Below are 17,826 nucleotides of genomic sequence, written 5' to 3'. Positions count from 1 at the left end.
CTCAGAGCAGCCTCGCGCTTCGCTTGCACACGCTCAGCGATGCTTCTGCCGGCAAGAAAGGCCCGGCCAAACCTGAATGCTTGCAGAGAGCCCACGCAACACTGAGGCTCTCGGCAGGCGTCCATCCTCAAGAAATACCTACGCAAACAGGCCGCCGCGATGCCCGAGCGGGCGGGCTGGCGTGCGTCTTCCCGGTCGCGCAGCCAGGACCCACCAAGTCGATCAGATCCGCCAGTTGAAACGATCAAAACGATCAAAATCATTCGATGAAGTGAAAAAATACAGAAATATTTGATCGATTCAATCAGAAATGCTATTCATGCTGACCACAACAATCATAAAACAGGATAAGCCATGAAATTCCACGGTATCGTCCCTGCCCTCGTCACGCCGTTCAACGCGGCCCAGGAAGTCGATGAGCCGGCGCTTGCCGCGCTGATCGAGAGCCTTGTCGCCGCCAGTGTGCATGGCCTGTTCGTGCTGGGCACCAATGGCGAGTTCTTCGCCCTGTCCGACGCCGAGAAGGTACGCATCGCCCGCCTGACCGTCGAGATCGCCGCCGGCCGGGTGCCGGTGATCGCCGGCACCGGCGCCTTCGCCACCCGTGATGTGATCGAACTGAACAGGAAGATGAGCGATGTGGGCGTTCAGGCGCTGTCGGTCATCACCCCGTTCTTTAACGCTGTCAGCCAGAGCGAGCTGATCAATCACTACCAGGCCATTGGCGACGCCTCCGACCTGCCGATCATGCTCTACAACATCCCCGCCAAGACCGGCATGTCGATCGGCGTCCAGGCGGTCGCCACGCTCTCCCAGCACCCGCAGATCAAAGGCATCAAGGACAGCGCCGGCAACTTCGACGCACTGGTGCAGATGATGCGCTACCGCAGCGACGACTTCGCGGTGTTCGCCGGTACCGACTCGCTGATCTACTGGAACCTCTTGGCCGGTGGCGACGGTGCGGTGGCAGCCACCGCCAATGCGCTGCCCCATGTGGTGATGGAGATCTGGAACCAGTTCCAGGCCGGCAACCACGAAGCCGCCCGCGCCGCCCAGGAAGCCCTGCGCCCGCTGCGCGACGCCTTCGCCCTGGGCACCATGCCGTCCGTGCTGAAAAAAGCCACCGACCTGCTCAACGTGCCGGTGGGCCCCTGCCGAGCCCCCACCGCCGCACTCGATGAACAGACCGTCCACAAGCTCGAAGGCTTGCTGGCCGCCTATCAGCGCTGAGCCGGAGGACACCCATGTACCACTTCCAGACCGTCAAACACATCGTCCACGGCCCCGACAGCCTGAATGCCCTGGGCGACAAACTGGCGCTGCTCGACACGCCGCTGCAGCGCGTGGTGCTGGTCACCCAGAACGCCATGCATCGTCTCGGCGTCACCGAGCGGGTGGTCGCCCAGCTGCAGGCCAAGTCGATCGCCGTCACGCTGGTCGATGACGTAGAGATCGAACCGACCCTGGAGAACATCGAAGGCGTGTTCCGCCGCGCCGTCGCACCTGCCGCCCCGGATGCGCTGATCGCCATCGGCGGCGGCAGCGTGCTGGACGCCGCCAAGCTGTTCGCCGTGCTGCTCACCAACGACATGCCCCTGCGCGGCATGCTCGGCATCGACAAGGTGCCCAATGCCGGCGTGCCGATGGTGCTGGTGCCGACCACCGCCGGTACCGGCTCGGAGGTCACCCCCAACGCCATCGTCACCCTGCCGGACGAAGAACTGAAGATCGGCGTGGTCAGCCGCCACCTGCTGCCGACCCTGGTGATTCTCGATGCCATGCTGACCCTGGGCCTGCCCAGACCGATCACCGCCGCCACGGGGATGGACGCCTTCACCCACTCGCTGGAGTCGTTCATTTCCACCAAGGCCAACCCGATCAGCGACACCTTCGCCCTGGAGTCGATGCGGCTGATCGCCGGCAGCATCGTCGAGGCCTATCGGCAGCCCGGCTCGGTGCAGGCGCGCAGCGACATGCTGCTCGGCTCGATGTACGGCGGCCTGGCGCTGACCGCCGCCGGCACTGCCGCCGTGCACGCCCTGGCCTACCCGCTGGGTGGCAAGTTCCACGTCACCCACGGGGTGGCCAACGCCATGCTGTTGCCTCACGTGATGGCCTTCAACCTCGACAGCTGCGCGCCGCGGCTGAAGCGGGCGGCCTGCGCCTGCGGCCTGGCGCAAGAGACGGACGGCGACGAGGTGGCCGCCCGCAAGCTGATCGACCAGATCAGCGCCTGGACCGCCAGCCTGGAGATTCCCCAGAACCTGCGCGACTTCGGTGTGGCCGAGGAGCACCTGGCGGACATGGCGGTGGCCGCCTCCCAGGTCACCCGGCTGATGGTCAACAACCCCAAGGCGCTCAGCCTGGACGATATCCAGCAACTGTACCGGTGCCTGCTGCCATGAAACGGCCACTGCTGGTGATCGCCGACGACCTGTCCGGCGCCGCCGACTGCGCCGCTGGCTTCGCTCGCCATGTGGCGACCCAGGTGTTGCTGGATCAGCACGCCGAACACCGCGCACAACCGGTGACCGCGCTGGATCTGGACACCCGGCGCCTGCCAGCCGGCCAGGCGGCCCGCCTGAACAGCGCCGTGCTGAGCGCTGCGACCTTTGCCGGCCATGCGCTGTACAAGAAGGTCGACTCGACCCTGCGCGGCAACCTGGTCAGTGAAGTCGCCGCGCTGCTGGGCAGGGGCATGGCCCTGGTCGCGCCGGCCTTTCCGGCCATGGGCCGCATCACCTTGGGTAGCGTGCAGTACGTCGACGGCATTGCCGTGAACCAGAGCGACCTATGGCGCAACGAAGGGCTGAGCGGCACCGCCGACCTGCTCGAATTGTTCGACGCCCAGGGGCTGCGCTGCGCCGCCCTCGGCCTCGACCAGGTACGCGGCGCCGAGCTGGCCGAGTTGCTGGTGCAGCATCTGCAGGCCGGCACCCAGGTGCTGGTCTGTGACGCCCAGCTAGACGCCGACTTGCGAGCCTTGGCCCTGGCTTCGGTCGAGCAGGCGGACCAGCTGTTCTGGGTCGGCTCCGCTGGCCTGGCCCAGCAGTTGCCTGCGGCGCTCGGGCTCACGACGCGCGTCGCGCCTGCCCTGCCCGCTGCGGCCTTACCGGTGCTCACCGTGGTCGGCAGCATGTCCCGTCATTCCCAGGCCCAGGCGGCGCTGCTCGCCGAACGCAGCGGCCAGCACTGGCAACGTATCGAACCGCAGCTGTTGCTGGCGGCCGATGCAGGGGATCGACGCGACGCGTTGAGCACTCGTCTGGCCGCGCAGATGGCCAGCGGTGCCGACCTGTTGGTCAGCCTCGAACAGCATGACCGCGATCCCGTCCAGGCCGCGTTGCTTGGCGCTCCCCTGGCGCGCTTGCTGCTGCCGGCCATCGCCCGGGCCGGCGCGTTGATCGCCACGGGCGGCGAAACCGCCCGCGCGCTGCTAAGCGCCGCGGCCATCGACAGTCTGCAACTGCACGGCGAGCTGGCCCCCGGCGTAGTGCTGTCCAGCGCCCGCCGGCAGGGCCGCGAGCTGGCCATCGTCACCAAGGCAGGCGGCTTCGGCCAGCCGGACACTCTCTACCAGGCCTGGGCTCGCCTGCACGGTGCCAGCCATTCCCAGCCCCTCTCCGAGAAGGAAGCTCACCATGTCTGAACGCCCCGTAATCGGCATCACCCTGGGCGATGCTGCCGGCGTCGGCCCGGAAATCATCATGAAGTCCCTGGCCCATGACAGCGTCTACGCCATGTGCCGGCCGCTGGTCATCGGCGATGCCCGGCGCCTGGCCGATGCCAACCGCATCGTCGGCGGCAACCTGCAGGTCAACGCCATCGAACACCCGCGCCAGGCGCGCTTCCAGCCGGGCGTGGTGGACTGCATCGACCTCGACCTGATCCCCGACGACCTGCCCTATGGCCAGCTCTCGCCGATCGCCGGAGATGCCGCCTTCCGCTACATCGAGCGTACCGTGCAGCTCACCGAGGCCGGTGAACTCGACGCCATCTGCACCGCGCCGCTGAACAAGGAAGCCCTGCACGCCGGCGGTCACCTCTTTCCCGGCCACACCGAGATGCTGGCGCACCTGACCGGCATCGAGGAAGTGTCGATGATGCTGATGACGCCGACCCTGCGGGTCATCCACGTCACCACCCACATCGGCATCATCGACGCCATCGCCCGCATCGAGCCGGGCCTGGTACGCCGCACCATCGAGCGCGCCCACGAGACCCTGGTACGCGCCGGTATCGACAACCCGCTGATCGCCGTGTGCGGCATCAACCCGCACGCGGGCGAGAACGGCCTGTTCGGCTACGGCGAGGAAGCCACCAAGATCCAGCCGGCCATCGACGAGCTGCGCGCCCGCGGCTGGCGCGTGGAGGGGCCGCTGCCGGCCGACACCCTGTTCTTCCGTGCCGGCCGTGGCGACTTCGACGCGGTGGTCGCCATGTACCACGACCAGGGTCACGGCCCGGTGAAGGTCATGGGGCTGGAGGCCGGGGTCAACGTCACCATCGGCCTGCCGGTGATCCGCACCTCGGTCGACCATGGCACCGCCTTCGACATTGCCGGCACAGGCATCGCCGACGAACGCAGCCTGATCGAGGCCCTGCGCCAGGCGGTGGAACTGGCCACCCGACAACGCAGCAGCCAGGTTGCCTGATGGCCGCCAGCCGCTGACCCCGACAGCGATAACGGAGACTCCCATGCGTGTCGTCAGTACCTCACCTTCTTTCGCCCAATACTCCCAGGAGCCCTTGGCGCTGCTGGCCGAGCACGGCATCGACCACGTTCGGCTCCCCGCCGACCTCGACGAGGACGCCTTCATCGAGCAGGCTCGCGATGCCCAGGCCGCCATCGTCGCCTTCACGCCCATCACCGCGCGCGTGCTGGACGCCCTGCCGCAGCTTCGGCTGGTCTGCAAGCATGGCGTGGGCGTGGACAACATCGATGTCGCTGCCGCACGCGCACGCGGCGTCAAGGTCTGCAACGTACCAGGCGCCAATCGCCATGCCGTGGCGGATTTCACCTTCGCGCTGCTGCTGGCGCTGGCCCGGCAGATCCCCCAGGCGGATCGTCTGACCCGCGCCGGCCAATGGCCTCGGCTGTTCGGCGCAGGCGTGCACGGCAAGACGCTGGGTATCGTCGGGCTGGGCAACATCGGCCGTGAAGTGGCGCGGCGGGCCAGGGGCTTCGACATGCCGGTGCTCGCTTACGATCCCTATCCCGCGCCCGAGCTGGCACAGCAGCTGGGCGTCGAGTTCTGCACCCTGGAGGCGCTGTGCCGCCGTAGCGATTTCATCAGCCTGCACGTCGGCCTCGACGCCGGCACGCACCACCTCATCGATGCCCAGGCCCTGGCCCGGATGAAGCCCACGGCCATGCTGATCAACGCGGCCCGTGGCGGCATCGTCGACGAACAGGCGCTGCTCGCGACGCTGCGGGCCGGCGGGCTCGCCGGTGCGGCCCTGGACGCCTTCGAGCAGGAACCGCCCTACGGCAGCGAGTTGCTCGGCCTCGATAACGTGATCGCCACCTCTCACATCGCCGGTTACACGGAACAAGCCCTGACCACCCTGAGCCTCGCTTGCGTCGAGAACGTCATCCGTAGCGCACGCGGCACCCCTCTCATGCATGTCGTAAGCGACTGAGTCACCCCGCCAATCCTTTGTCAGAAGGTCATTGCCATGTCGACGATAACAACAAGAAACGCTCGCGAAGAAACCCGCTACACGACGCCCCTGAAAGACCCCTATGCCCTGAGCCCGGACGACATACTGGATCCGCCCACCACCTGGGCAGGCCGGCTGCGTTACCTGGGACCGGGAATCGTCATTTCCGCCGCCGTGATCGGCTCCGGCGAATTGATCACCACAACGGCCCTCGGTGCAAAAGCCGGTTTCGCCCTGCTATGGCTGGTCATCATCAGTACCGCCGTCAAGGTATGGGTACAGTTGGAACTCGCCCAATGGGCGATTCTCAGTGGCAAGCCTGCCCTGCAGGGCTATAGCCAGGTCGGGCCGAAATACTTCGGCATCGGCTGGATCAATGCGTTATGGATCCTCATGGATTTTGCCAAGGTCCTGCAGCGCGGCGGTATCATTGGCGGCACCGTGGCCGCACTGAGCCTACTCTACCCGGTGATCGGCGAACCGCTGGGAACCCCCTCGCTGGTTTTCTGGACGATCCTGCTGATCGCCAGTGTCATCACCCTGCTCTATACCAACCGATATGGCCTTCTCGAAAAAGCGGCGCTCATCTCGGTGGTGGTCTTCACCTTGATCACCGTCGGGCTGGCCCTGGGGCTTCCGCTGACCCCCTTCGCCTATAGCGGCTCCATGCTGCTCGATGGGCTGAGCTTCGCCATTCCGGCCGGCGCGCTCGGCTTCGCGGTGGCGATGTTCGGCATCACCGGAGTCGGCGCGGACGAGATGACCACCTACACCTACTGGTGCATCGAAAAAGGCTACGCCCGCTGGACGGGGCCCAACGACGGCAGCGAGGCACGGGCCCGGCGCGCCGAGGGCTGGATAAAGGTGATGCGTACCGACGTCCTGATCTCCTGGGTCATCTGTACGCTCTGCACCATGGCGTTCTACGTCATTGGCGCGGCGGTCCTGCACCCGCAGAGCCTGGTCCCTCAGGGCAATCAAATGATCGTGACGCTCAGCCACATCTATACCGATACGCTCGGTCCCTGGGCACACTGGCTGTTCCTGATCGGAGCAATCACCACGCTGGGTTCCACCTTGATCGCCTCGACCGCCAGCGTTCCTCGCCTGTGGGCCAACACCCTGGGCATGCTGGGGGTGATCGACTGGCACAACCTGGCGCAGCGCCAACGCGCCATCCGCCTCATGACCGTGCTGTTCCCGATCATCTGGGGCATCGGCTTCCTGCTCATCCAGTCCCCCGTATTGATGGTACAGATTGGCGGCGTCGCCAGCGGCATCTTCTTGGTGGCCGTGGTCATCGCCGTCTGGCACCTCAGAAGCAGCGAGGTACCCGCGCGCTTCAAACGCCAGGCGTTCTTCACCGTTTCGCTGCTGATCAGCAGCATTGCCATCGTCGTTCTGGGGGTGTACTCGACGGCCAACGCGCTGGGCTGGAGCATCGGCTGACCATGGCCTTTACCGCGCCCGCTCGGCACGAGCCGGCGCCACGGCGTAAATGGTAAAGTGCAGCCGCCTCTCCCGGAAGGACCGCCATGAAAGTCGCCAAACGCCGCCAGGCCATCATCGAACTGGTGCTCTCGAACAACGGCAACGTCAACGTCGAGACCCTGTGTAAGTCGCTGGATGTGTCCGAGGCCACGGTTCGCCGCGACCTCACCTCCCTCGCCGAGCAGGGCATGATCATGCGCACCTATGGCGGCGCCACGCACATTGGCAAGCACGCGCCAGAGGCTTCGCTGGAAGAGCGCAGCAGCCATTCGAGCCTGGAGAAACAGCGCATCGCCCGCGCCGCTCTGGCCCACGTGCAAGACAACGACACCCTGCTGCTCGACGGCGGCACTTCGACAGCCAGCCTGGCCAGGCTGCTGCACGAACGCAGCGGTCTGCACGTCATCACCAACAACCTGCTGGCACTGGAGTCGCTGCATGAGCTGCCGCAAGGCCGGGTGACGGTGCTTGGTGGCGATCTGCGACCCGGCAGCATGGCCACCTTCGGCCCCGCCGCCATGGCCATGCTCGAACGGCTGAGCGCCGACAAGGTGTTCGTCAGCGCCGATGGCGTGGTTGCCGGGCGCGGCCTGTGCGAAGCGAGCGCCAGCCAGGCCTACCTCAAGGATCTGATGATCCGCCAGGCCGCAGAGGTCTTCGTGCTGGCCGATGCCAGCAAGCTGGGTCGCGATCAGCAGCAGTATTGGACGCCTTTGAACACCCGCTGGACGCTGATCACCACCGGCACGACCGACCAGTTGGCGGACTTTGACAGCGACCCCCGGGTGATTCAGGAGCGACTGCCGCGCTAGGCTACCGCTGGCCCAGACGTATCAGGGCTGACGCGGCTTCAACGCACCACAATCGGCCGACACCCAGCGGGCGTCCGACTCCATGCTGCCCTGCTGACGGCCGGCACCGCTGTCGAATTCGCCACTGACCCTGGAGGTGAAGGACTTGTCATCGAGGAAATGCGCCTCGCCCTGCCCCTGGCCCTGTGGGCAGGTGAAGTTGAACACCCAGCGATCGTCGTCGCGCGAGGTGATCTGCTGACGGCAGTTGGGATCCTGCAGGGGGATATTCTGGGCATCGACCTGCGCCTGGCTGATGCAGTACTGCACGCCCTTGTCGCCCAACTGGATGCCCTGCCGGGCCATTGCCCTTTCCATCATCTCGCGCTGCGCCGGGGGCAGGTTCTTGAATTGTTGCAACATCACGTCACTGCTCGGCAACGCCCGACCGCCCAGTTGCATATTCTTCGAAGTGATTTCCCAGAGACCGGGTTGAATCTGCTGCTGGGCCGTCGCCATCAACGGCAGCGCCAGCAGGCAAAGTGGCAGGAACTTCAAACTGGGCATCGGCATGTAAGGCTCCGTTCAGTGACCGCGACGTGGCTCGCCCAGATTAGGACAGCAGCCCGGGCGAGATGTCGCCGCTGATTGTCGCATCACGCCAGCCCTTCAGCGCCCCGCACGCAAAAAGTCGCTCCACCGCCGCACCAGGTAGTTGTGCTCGTCCATGACCGCATTCCATACGCCGATGTGGCCCATGCGCTGGGCATAGGTGCCGCCTTCGCGCACCTCGCCGGGCTCGATCAATGGCAGCCCATCGCTGCCCGGAAGCTGCTCCGCGGCAGGCTTGCCGTCGTACCAGTAGTCCCATTCGGCAGCGGACATATGGTCACGGGCGCGGGGCGGATTGGAGATGTAGAACCCCTGCCTGGCCATCAGTGCACCAGGCCAGCCGGCCAGCCACCAGTTGAGGTAGGCGTAGGCAGCGTCCTTGACCTTGCCCTCGACGCAACGCGACAGCGAGAGGCCGCCGAACCAGGCGCGATAGCCCTCCTTGGGCGCAGCCAGACGGTACTGCACGCCGGCGCGATGCAATTGCATCAGGGTCGGAGACCACAGGCTCTGCACATGCACGTTGGGACCGAGCATCAGTTCGCTGGCCTCACGATCATCCGACCAGAACGCCGCGAAGTGGCCGTGACGCTGCTTCTCGATCAGCCGCTCGGCGAGGCGGTCGATTTCGCCGAGACGCAGGTTGCCGATATTCTCGAAGTGCGCCAGGCCTCCGGCCTGAAGCGCCAGTGCCGCGTCGAGGGCACCGATGGCGGCGTCGTTCTGCAGGGCGATATGCCCGCACCAGCCTTCGTCGACCAGCCAGGCCCAGCTCTCCTCGTTGCCAGCCAGGGCCTTGGGCAGGTGCGCGGGCAGATAGGCGAAACTGTCGGCGTTGTGGGTCAGCGGCAACATGCTGATGTGGTCGGTCGGCGCACTGCCCAGGTTGCCGTCGGGCTGCACGAACAGTCGGTCGCACGGCAGGCTGCCGCTGGCCAGCCGATCGTCCGGGTGCAGGCGGCCTTTCTTCGGAAGGTCGTTGATCTCTTCCCAGAGCGCCACCCGCCGCGTGTCGATCGGCTGAATCGCCCGCGCAGGCCAGACGAAGTCGACGTTGTGAAACCACTGGTCATAGAGGTCGTAGCTCTCCGGCTGCATCACTGCGATGCGTTGTACGGTCTGGGTGTCGTGCAACTGATAGTCCAGGCGAATGCCAAGCTCCTGCTCGGCGCGCTGCCGGATCGGTTCGAGCAAGGTGACGGAGGTGCCGAGTACGCGCAGGGTGATCATGCGGCGCGCCCAAGCCGGGCGAGGAAGGCATTGAACGACCGGCGCAGCGTCAGGGTGTCCAGCTCGCGGACGATGAACACCAGGCGCGAGCGGCGCACACCACCCGGCCAGGCGTTGAGATGGACCGGCGCATGCAGACAATGCTGCACGCCATGGATGACGATGGGCTGCGGAGAATCGATCACGTCGAGGATGCCTTTGACTCGGAGTATGCGTTCGCCGTGGCATCTTAGCAGCATGGACAGCCAGACCCCGAAGGCGATCCAGTCCAGCGCGCCATCGAACTCCAGGCAGCACACCTCGGCGCTACCATGACGGTCGTTGCCGAGCGGCGCGAACAGTTGCCAGCGCGCCACCTCGGCATCCGGGTCGCGCCCCTTGAGCCCCTCGCCGAGCAGCAGTTCGTCACCACTGACGATGTCAGCGGTCAGGGCCAGGGATGCGGATGGATTGAGCGCCAGCAGTCTGCAGCGCAGCGGGTCGACCACCTCGGCTGCCACCCGATCGATCTTGCTCAGCAGCAGGCGGTCGGCAGCAGTGACCTGACCGAGCCACTCGGGGTGCAGGCGCTCCTGCAGCTCGGCATGCTGCGCATCGACCACCGTCACCAGCAGCCCGAGATGGAAGCGGCCACGCAGTTGCGGATCACGTTGCAGGGTGGCCAGGATCGGCGCCGGGTCGGCCAGCCCGGTGGTTTCCAGCAGCACCCGGCGAAAGGCCGGCACCTCGCCACGGCTGCGTTTGCCGTGCAACTCCAGTAGCGCCTGCTTGAGATCGCCACGTACCGAACAACAGACACAGCCGCTGGGTAGCAACACGGTTCCCGGGGCGACCTCCTCGACCAGCAGATTATCGATACCGACTTCACCGAACTCGTTGATCAGCAGCGCCGTGTCACCGAGCGCCTCGTCGGCCAGCAGGCGCTTGAGCAAGGTGGTCTTGCCGCTGCCGAGAAAGCCGGTGACGACGTTGATTGGCAGGCTCATGGCTGTGCCTCCAGATGATCGAGCACCCGTGGGTCGAGCGGATCCAGTGGTCGGCCGAGGATCGCTTCGGCCTGCAGCCAGAGCTGGTCGAGGCCGCTGGCCAGTTCCTGGCGGCCGGTCGCCCCCTGCACCAGATAGGATGCACCCTGTACGTCGCTGACGGTGAGGCGGAATGGGGCCAGCACCTGATTGATCGCCGCGATCCGACGCAGCCGCTCGCGGCGCCGAGGCAGGGTATCGCCGAGCGGATCGCTCCAGTGCAGCTCTTCGCCGAGCAGGCCGCAGAGTCCGCACATGTCAGGGCATCACATCGCCGGAGTTCGGCCCGAGGGTCTGCCCGACGAACAGGTTGCCACCCGGCTCCGAGGCCAGCAGCACGGCGACCGGCGCTACCTCACTGGCCTTGCCGAAACGGCCAAGGGGCAATTCTCTGGCCTTGGCCGTCTTCCAGTCCTGGCTGATGCCCTCGACCAGTGGTGTCTCGATGGGGCCGGGGGCGATGGCATTGACCAGCACGTTGTCCTTGCTGACCTCGAGGGCCAGGGACTTGGTGAAGCCGATCACGCCGGCCTTGGCCGCGGCGTAATGGGTCAGCTCGGCGCCGCCCTTGATGCCCAGTTGCGAGGCGACGTTGATGATCCGCCCCCACCGCTGGGCGAGCATGTGCGGCAAAGCGCGCTGGCTGGCAATGAACACGCTGGTGAGGTCGACGCGCAGCATGTCATCCCACATTTCCTGGGTCAGCTCGACGCACGGCGCCTGGGTCAGCATGCCGGCGTTGTTGACCAGGATATCGATACCGCCGAAGGCCTGCACGCAGGCATCGACACCGGCCTGGGCACCTTCGCGGCTGCCGACGTCGGCCACGCTTTGCACCACCTCGGCCCCGCGCTCGCGGCACTCACCGGCGATGATCGCCAGGCGGGCGGCATCGCGGTCGCAGAGCACCAGGCGGGCGCCTGTATCGGCATAGGCATGGGCGATGGCCGCGCCGATGCCACTGGCGGCGCCAGTGATCACGGCGCGACGGTCTTGTAGCTGTTTCATGGTCTGTCCTTATCGGAGTTCGTTGCCGTCTCGGTGCAATGGGTTGGAGTAAGGCGGAAGCAGCCGTTCATTGTGGGGCGCCAATTGGCGGGCTGAAGCGGATCGCCGCCCGGCCCACCCTACAGCTGCAAAAAGATGAAAGCGGACATTCGTAGGGTGGACGACGCTTCATCCGTCCACCGCTCTGCGATCGCGATGGTGGATGAAAAGAGCGTCATCCACCCTACGGCGGCTATCGCCTTATAGCCGTCAATCCGGCCAACGCACCGTCAGGCCGCCGTCGACGATGATGCTCTGCCCGGTGATGTAGCTGGCCTGGGCACTGGTCAGGTAACGCACCAGATCGGCCACTTCACTGGCGCGCCCCACCCGACCCAGGGGGATGGCCCTGGCCGCCTGGGCCAGCCCCTGCGGGCCGAGGGAGTTTTTCGCGTCGAGCGATTGCGGCGTTTCGATCAGCCCGGGAATCACCGCGTTGCAGCGGATACCCTGCGGCGCCAGCTCCACCGCCAGCGAGCGGCACAGGCCGGGTACGCCGGCCTTGGCGGCGGCATAATGGCAGTGATCCTGCCAGCCGTAGACGCCGCCGGCGATGGAGGAAATCGCCACCAGCGCACCCCCTTCGCCAATGTAGCGTGCGGCGCTGCGGAAGGTACGCATGACCCCGGTCAGGTCGACGTCGAGCATCTCGTTCCAGCGCTCGTCGGTCATTTCCAGCAGCGGTGCGCGGCGCAGCAGGCCGGCATTGGCCACCGCATAGTCGAGACGGCCGAAGCGCTCGACGGCGGCAGCGGCCAGCGCGTCCAGCGAGGCGCTGTCGGTGACGTCGGCCGCGAGCATGATGCACTCGCCACCTGCGGCCTCGACCAGCCGCCGGGTTTCGGCAGGGTCATGGGGATCGCCGGCGAAATAGCCACCGGCCACACGCACGCCGCTTCTGGCATACGCCACGGCCAGCGCCTGACCGATACCGCTGGCGGCACCGGTGATCATGGCAACGGGTAGAGTCATGGGAAGAGCCTCCTCGGTCATTTGACGCTGTTCGGTTCGACGTGACGCGCGGCCAGCATCACCACACCGGACAGGAAACACGGCAGGGCACCGAACCACAGCGCCGCGCTGTGCCATTCGCCGCCGCTGGTCAGTACCCCGGTGATGCCGAGGCCGGCGAGGATCGCGCCGATCGGGCCCATGGCATGAACGATGGCGCCGCCGGTAGCGCGAATGCTGGTGGGGAAGCTTTCCCCCATGAAGAACAGCATGGCCGAGTACGGACCGGTCAGGAAGAACAGGCCGAGGCTGTACAACGCGATGACGGTCGCCAGGTCGCTGGGCGCCTGAACCATGGCGAAGAAGGCGACACCACCGCACATCCAGCCGAGCGCCACGGTGTTGCGGCGACCGAAGCGATCACCCAGCCAGCCGTGAAACAGATAGCCGATGAAGCCGACCAGGTTGGACAGCACCAGGATCACCAGCGAGTTCTCGAACGACAGCTTGTGCACGCTGACGATCACCGAGGTACCCAGTACGCTGAACACCTGAATCGCCGACCAGTTGAGCAGGATCGCCAGGCTCAGCACCAGGGTCGGGCGCAGCGCAGCACCGCGAAACGCAGCCGCCACGCCAGCCTTGGCATGCTCCTCGTAGTCCACGTCATATTCACGGGCCAGAGCACGGGCATCGGCATCCTGGCCCGCCTTGCGAAGCTGGGAAATACGCTGGTGCACCTGGAACTGCGGGCTTTCCTTGAGCTTGTAAGCCAGCACGGCGATGACCAATGCCGGTATCGCGGCGAACACGAAACAACCCTGCCAGCCGATGTGCGGCAGCAGCAGGGCGGTGAGTCCGGCAGCGATCAGCGCACCGACCGGCCAGCCGCTTTGCACCAGGCTGTAGATGAAGCCACGGCGCTTGATCAGTTTCGGATCGGTGGACGCGGCATACACTTCGGTCAGGTAAGTGGCGTTGACGGCTTCCTCGGCATAACCCAGGCCAGCCACCGAGCGCACCAGGATCAACGGCACCTTGCCCATGCCGGCGCAGACGGCGGTCAGCGCCGAGCAAATCGCCGTTCCGCCAATCGTGACCATGATGCCGCCACGGCGACCGATGCGGTCGACCAGCGGGCCGATACCGAAAGCGACGATGGCACCGCCCAGAGCGACCCAGGTGGCTATCTTGGCCTGCTCGGCCTCGCTCCAGTTGAAGTGCCCGCCCATGACCGGCAACAACGTGCCGAACAGGATGAAGTCATAGACGGCGAAAACCCAGGCGAAGAAAGCGATCCAGGTCGAATAGGTGACATCCCTGGACGAGAGCTGCACCGGTTTCCAGGTGCCGGATTGTTTGACGTGCGTCGGTGTTGCGGCATGCGTTGTTGTCATGTCGGCATACTCATCAGGGGCTAGTCAGCGCGTGTGCGGCTGGCGACGCAGGAAGTCATCGGCGATTTCGTCCATGGTCACGAAGTGCACACCGTCATGGCCTTTGATGTGCTCGATAAGGCGCTCGAGCATCAACAGCACCTGCGGACGACCGGACACGTCGGGGTGGATGGTGATCGGGAACACCGCGTAGTCGTGCTCGCGGTAGACCCAGTCGAACTGGTCGCGCCACATCTCTTCGAGATGACGCGGGTTGACGAAGCCATGGCTGTTCGGCGCCTTCTTGATGAACATCATTGGCGGCAGGTCATCGAGGTACCAGTTGGCCGGAATCTCCACCAGGCTGGTTTCCTCGCCACGCACCAGCGGCTTCATCCAGGTATCCGGATGCTGGCTGTAGTCGATCTTGGTCCAGCGATCGCCAACCCTCACGTAGTAGGGATGGAAATCGTTGTGCATCAGGCTATGGTCGTACTTGATGCCTTTCTTGAGCAGCAGCTCGTTGGTCACGTTGCTGAATTCCCACCAGGGCGCGACATACCCGGTAGGACGCTTGCCAGCCAGTGCCGTGATCAGCTCGATGGACTTGTCGAGAACGATCTCCTCCTGCTCCGCAGTCATGGCGATCGGATTTTCGTGGCTGTAACCGTGGATGCCGATCTCATGGCCTGCATCGGCCACCGCCTTCATCTGCTCGGGAAAGGTTTCGACCGAATGACCGGGGATGAACCAGGTGGTGCGCAAACCGTACTTCTCGAACAGTTTGAGCAGGCGCGGCGCCCCCACTTCACCGGCGAACAAGCCACGGGAGATGTCATCCGGGGAGTCCTCACCGCCGTAGGAGCCGAGCCAGCCGGCGACCGCATCCACGTCGACGCCGATGGAGACGAATATTTCTTTTGCCATCGTTGAATCCTCTTGGCCCGGATCGGTGAGCGACGGGCAAGCGGGCCGGGCCCCGCTGCTCGCCCAAGCGAATTCAGGGCAGCAAGGCAGCCTCGACAGCCAGCGCCGCACGTAACAACAGGTCGTCCGCGGCGCTGGGCGCTGCAAGCAGCAGGCTGGTGGGCAAGCCGTGCTCATCGACACCGCTAGGCAAGGCAACCGCGGGCATGTCGAGCAGGCTGCCGGGCATGGTCAGGCGCAGAGTGGCCAGGTTGGTGGCCACGAACAGCGCCTCGTCGGTTTCCAGGGGCGCCAGCAGCGGGGCCACATGAGCGACGGTCGGCGTGATCACGAAGGCTCCATCCAGCTCATCGACGAGTTGCCTGCGCAGGCTTTCACCCTGTTGGTAAAGGCGTATCTGGTGGCTGGCCGGGATCGAGCGCGCCCCTTCGAGCCGCTTGCGCACACGCGGGTCGAGACGCTTGGCGTCGGCGCTGTCGAGCAGGCTCTCGTGCAGGGCAAAGGCCTCTGCGGAACCGACCCAGTCGCCGCGCTCGATCATCGCCAGCGCCTCGCGCATGGCCTTGATGGGTTTGCGTTCGATCATGGCACCGGCGCAGGCCAGGCGCTCCAGCGCGCGCTCCAGGTTCTGCCTGACCGCTGGCTGTACACGCGAATCGTCGGCCCAGGCCGGGTCGACGCACACACGCACGCCAGACAATGAACAGGCTGTTGGGCAACGCGACACCAGGCGACCGCGCAGCAGGCTGTCCACTGCCACGACGTCCTCGACAGTGCGCGCCAGTGGGCCAAGGGCGTCCAGAGACCGGGCCAGGGGAAAGACACCGTCGAAGGCGTAACGGCGTCGGCTGCTGCGGTAACCGACCAAGCCGTTGAAAGCCGCCGGGACACGAATCGACCCTGCCGTGTCGGTGCCCATCGCCAGCGGCACCACACCCGCGGCCACGGCAAGCGCAGAACCACTCGACGAGCCACCGGGAACACGGGGCGCGTGCCCGCTGAATGGGTTGATCGGCGTACCGAAATGCGGATTGAGGCCGAGCCCGGAATAGGCGAACTCACTGAGGTTGGTCTTGCCCAGATTGACCAGGCCAGCCCTGGTCAGCGCGCCAACCAGCGCAGCGTCAGCAGTGGCTGGCGCCAGCTCGCGACGGGTTGCCGAGCCGGCGGTGGTGACGCTGCCGGCCATATCGAACAAATCCTTCCAGGCCACCGGTACGCCATCCAGTACCGACAGCGCTTGCCCGGCCTGCCAGCGCGCACGTGATGCCAGCGCTTCGCGACGGCCACGCTCGGCGCTCAGCGAGATGAATGCCGCCGGCAGCTCGGCAGCTTTCGCCAATGCGGCCTCGAACACCTCGACGGGATCGGTCGAACCCGCAGCATAGGCTTGGGCGAGTTCGAGAGCGCGGGATGGACCGGGCATGGACACCTCAAAACGTACATATACAAAAAAGTACGTTTACAAAAGCAGCCTTCATGCCAACCTTTCAAAAAGGCTTCGCGAGCCCGTCAAGCACGGGACTGAAGGTTGCCAACACAAATAATGGATATAAATTAAAAAGATTCATTTTTGTGCGAAAAGGTAACGCTGCCTTTGGAGATGCTTCCTTTTGGAGCACCGCCATCGACGTAATCGGCAGGGCCGAACCTGTGAGAGAATCGCCACCTCGTACTCGTCCCCGGAAACCCGGTATGCCCGCAGCCAGCGCCCCTCAGGAAGAATCCCTTGCGGTCTCGCGCTACGAAATGATCCGCGACACCCTGCGCGCCTCCATCACTCAGGGACGCGCAGCCCTTGGCCTGGTGCTGGTCGAAGCCCCGCTGGCGCAGCTGTTCGGCACCAGCCGCGTACCGGTACGTCAGGCGCTGAACCTGCTGCATGACGAAGGCCTGATCTGCCGTTTCGAAGGCCGCGGCTATCTGGTCAACCCGCACGACGCCGCCGTCGAACCGCTGCGCACACCGTTGACACGCCAGCTATTGGGCCTGGAAACGGACGATGAACTGATCGACGTGCGGCCGCTGGGTGAACGTGCTTATGAAGACCTCGCCGCCAGCGTTGGTACCTTCATGGTCTTCGGCCACTACCGGCTGGACGAGCAACTGGCGGCCGAGCACCTGAACGTCAGCCGCAGCGTGGTCCGCGAAGCGCTGATGCGCCTGCGCGACCGTGGTCTGGTGGAAAAGGAGCCCTACTCGCAGTGGCTGGCCGGCCCGCTCACGGCGCAATCGGTGATCGACGACTACGAACTGCGCGGCCTGCTCGAACCGCAGGCGCTGAGGCAGAGCGCGCCAGGTCTGAGCCAAGAAGCACTGCACGGCATGCTCGAGCGCCTCGAGCGCGCCCGCCAGGCCAGCAACGGCGCCGAGCGGGCCACCATCGAACGCATCGAACACGACCTGCACGTCGAGTGCCTGGCCGGCCTGCGCAATCAGAAGATGGCTTCGCTGATCCGCCAATGCCAGAGCCAGATGAACATCGGCCGCATCCTCCACGGCGCCTTGCGCAGAAGCCTGGACGACGCGATGCTCGACGAACACCATCAGGTGATCGAGGCACTGCTGGCCAAGGATATCGACCGCGCCGCCAACGCCCTGCGCCATCACCTGAGCTGCGCCCGCGAGCGCACCCTGCAACGCCTCAAGGTGCTGTCGGTACTACCGGAACCGGCACTACCGGGTTATCTGATCCGCTTGAGCTGAAACGCC

The 17,826-nt window shown here is 65.6% G+C and carries 17 protein-coding genes; 8 read left to right on the top strand and 9 right to left on the bottom strand.

The features are described 5' to 3' along the window. The first annotated feature begins 354 nt into the window (after positions 1-354). From dapA to BLR94_RS21490, 7 genes are all read left to right on the top strand, one after another. Positions 355-1,230: a 4-hydroxy-tetrahydrodipicolinate synthase gene (gene dapA, locus BLR94_RS21520; RefSeq protein WP_084307959.1), complete on the top strand. Its 876-nt coding sequence runs from the start codon at positions 355-357 to the stop codon at positions 1,228-1,230. Between the two features lie 14 nt (positions 1,231-1,244). Further along, complete coding sequence (locus BLR94_RS21515) at positions 1,245-2,405, top strand: iron-containing alcohol dehydrogenase (RefSeq protein WP_084307958.1); 1,161 nt, start codon at positions 1,245-1,247, stop codon at positions 2,403-2,405. Continuing rightward, the gene (locus tag BLR94_RS21510; RefSeq protein WP_084307957.1) at positions 2,402-3,649 is read left to right on the top strand and encodes a four-carbon acid sugar kinase family protein; all 1,248 of its coding nucleotides are present in this window, start codon (positions 2,402-2,404) and stop codon (positions 3,647-3,649) included. The genes BLR94_RS21515 and BLR94_RS21510 overlap by 4 nt, the downstream gene beginning before the upstream one ends. Further along, the gene (pdxA, locus tag BLR94_RS21505; RefSeq protein ID WP_084307956.1) at positions 3,642-4,655 is read left to right on the top strand and encodes a 4-hydroxythreonine-4-phosphate dehydrogenase PdxA; all 1,014 of its coding nucleotides are present in this window, start codon (positions 3,642-3,644) and stop codon (positions 4,653-4,655) included. The genes BLR94_RS21510 and pdxA overlap by 8 nt, the downstream gene beginning before the upstream one ends. Positions 4,656-4,698: 43 nt before the next feature. Then, positions 4,699-5,643 (top strand): phosphoglycerate dehydrogenase, encoded by a 945-nt coding sequence (locus BLR94_RS21500; protein ID WP_084307955.1) that lies wholly within the window; start codon positions 4,699-4,701, stop codon positions 5,641-5,643. 36 nt (positions 5,644-5,679) lie between these two features. After that, positions 5,680-7,113 (top strand): Nramp family divalent metal transporter, encoded by a 1,434-nt coding sequence (locus BLR94_RS21495; protein ID WP_084307954.1) that lies wholly within the window; start codon positions 5,680-5,682, stop codon positions 7,111-7,113. 86 nt (positions 7,114-7,199) lie between these two features. Further along, positions 7,200-7,967, top strand: coding sequence for a DeoR/GlpR family DNA-binding transcription regulator (locus tag BLR94_RS21490; RefSeq protein WP_084307953.1), 768 nt, complete (start codon positions 7,200-7,202; stop codon positions 7,965-7,967). A 21-nt stretch (positions 7,968-7,988) separates the two neighbouring features. Here the strand turns inward: BLR94_RS21490 and BLR94_RS21485 are convergent, their stop codons facing one another. The 9 genes from BLR94_RS21485 to BLR94_RS21445 form a co-directional block, all read right to left on the bottom strand. Continuing rightward, on the bottom strand, positions 7,989-8,519 hold the full coding sequence (locus BLR94_RS21485) for a DUF3617 domain-containing protein (protein ID WP_084307952.1): 531 nt from the start codon (positions 8,517-8,519) through the stop codon (positions 7,989-7,991). Between the two features lie 96 nt (positions 8,520-8,615). Further along, positions 8,616-9,788, bottom strand: coding sequence for an ABC transporter substrate-binding protein (locus tag BLR94_RS21480; protein ID WP_084307951.1), 1,173 nt, complete (start codon positions 9,786-9,788; stop codon positions 8,616-8,618). Beyond that, positions 9,785-10,774 (bottom strand): CobW family GTP-binding protein, encoded by a 990-nt coding sequence (locus tag BLR94_RS21475; protein ID WP_084307950.1) that lies wholly within the window; start codon positions 10,772-10,774, stop codon positions 9,785-9,787. Before BLR94_RS21475 ends, BLR94_RS21480 begins: the two co-directional genes overlap by 4 nt. After that, on the bottom strand, positions 10,771-11,070 hold the full coding sequence (locus BLR94_RS21470; protein ID WP_042553480.1) for a hypothetical protein: 300 nt from the start codon (positions 11,068-11,070) through the stop codon (positions 10,771-10,773). Before BLR94_RS21470 ends, BLR94_RS21475 begins: the two co-directional genes overlap by 4 nt. Before the next feature lies 1 nt (position 11,071). After that, complete coding sequence (locus BLR94_RS21465; protein WP_084307949.1) at positions 11,072-11,821, bottom strand: SDR family NAD(P)-dependent oxidoreductase; 750 nt, start codon at positions 11,819-11,821, stop codon at positions 11,072-11,074. Positions 11,822-12,070: 249 nt separating this feature from the next. Further along, on the bottom strand, positions 12,071-12,832 hold the full coding sequence (locus BLR94_RS21460; RefSeq protein ID WP_084307948.1) for an SDR family NAD(P)-dependent oxidoreductase: 762 nt from the start codon (positions 12,830-12,832) through the stop codon (positions 12,071-12,073). A gap of 17 nt (positions 12,833-12,849) precedes the next feature. Beyond that, positions 12,850-14,208, bottom strand: coding sequence for an MFS transporter (locus BLR94_RS21455; RefSeq protein ID WP_084307947.1), 1,359 nt, complete (start codon positions 14,206-14,208; stop codon positions 12,850-12,852). 24 nt (positions 14,209-14,232) lie between these two features. Then, the gene (locus BLR94_RS21450) at positions 14,233-15,114 is read right to left on the bottom strand and encodes a polysaccharide deacetylase family protein (protein WP_084307946.1); all 882 of its coding nucleotides are present in this window, start codon (positions 15,112-15,114) and stop codon (positions 14,233-14,235) included. 73 nt (positions 15,115-15,187) lie between these two features. Next, complete coding sequence (locus tag BLR94_RS21445) at positions 15,188-16,540, bottom strand: amidase (protein WP_084307945.1); 1,353 nt, start codon at positions 16,538-16,540, stop codon at positions 15,188-15,190. Between the two features lie 269 nt (positions 16,541-16,809). Here BLR94_RS21445 and BLR94_RS21440 point away from each other — a divergent pair, with 269 nt between their 5' ends. Then, positions 16,810-17,820 (top strand): GntR family transcriptional regulator, encoded by a 1,011-nt coding sequence (locus BLR94_RS21440; protein ID WP_084307944.1) that lies wholly within the window; start codon positions 16,810-16,812, stop codon positions 17,818-17,820. Positions 17,821-17,826 lie beyond the last annotated feature (6 nt).

Source organism: Phytopseudomonas flavescens, from assembly GCF_900100535.1.
GTDB classification, from domain to species: Bacteria; Pseudomonadota; Gammaproteobacteria; order Pseudomonadales; family Pseudomonadaceae; genus Aquipseudomonas; species Aquipseudomonas flavescens.
The sequence above is the reverse complement of the archived record's forward strand: the minus strand, read 5'-3'. Positions and strand labels throughout refer to the sequence as shown.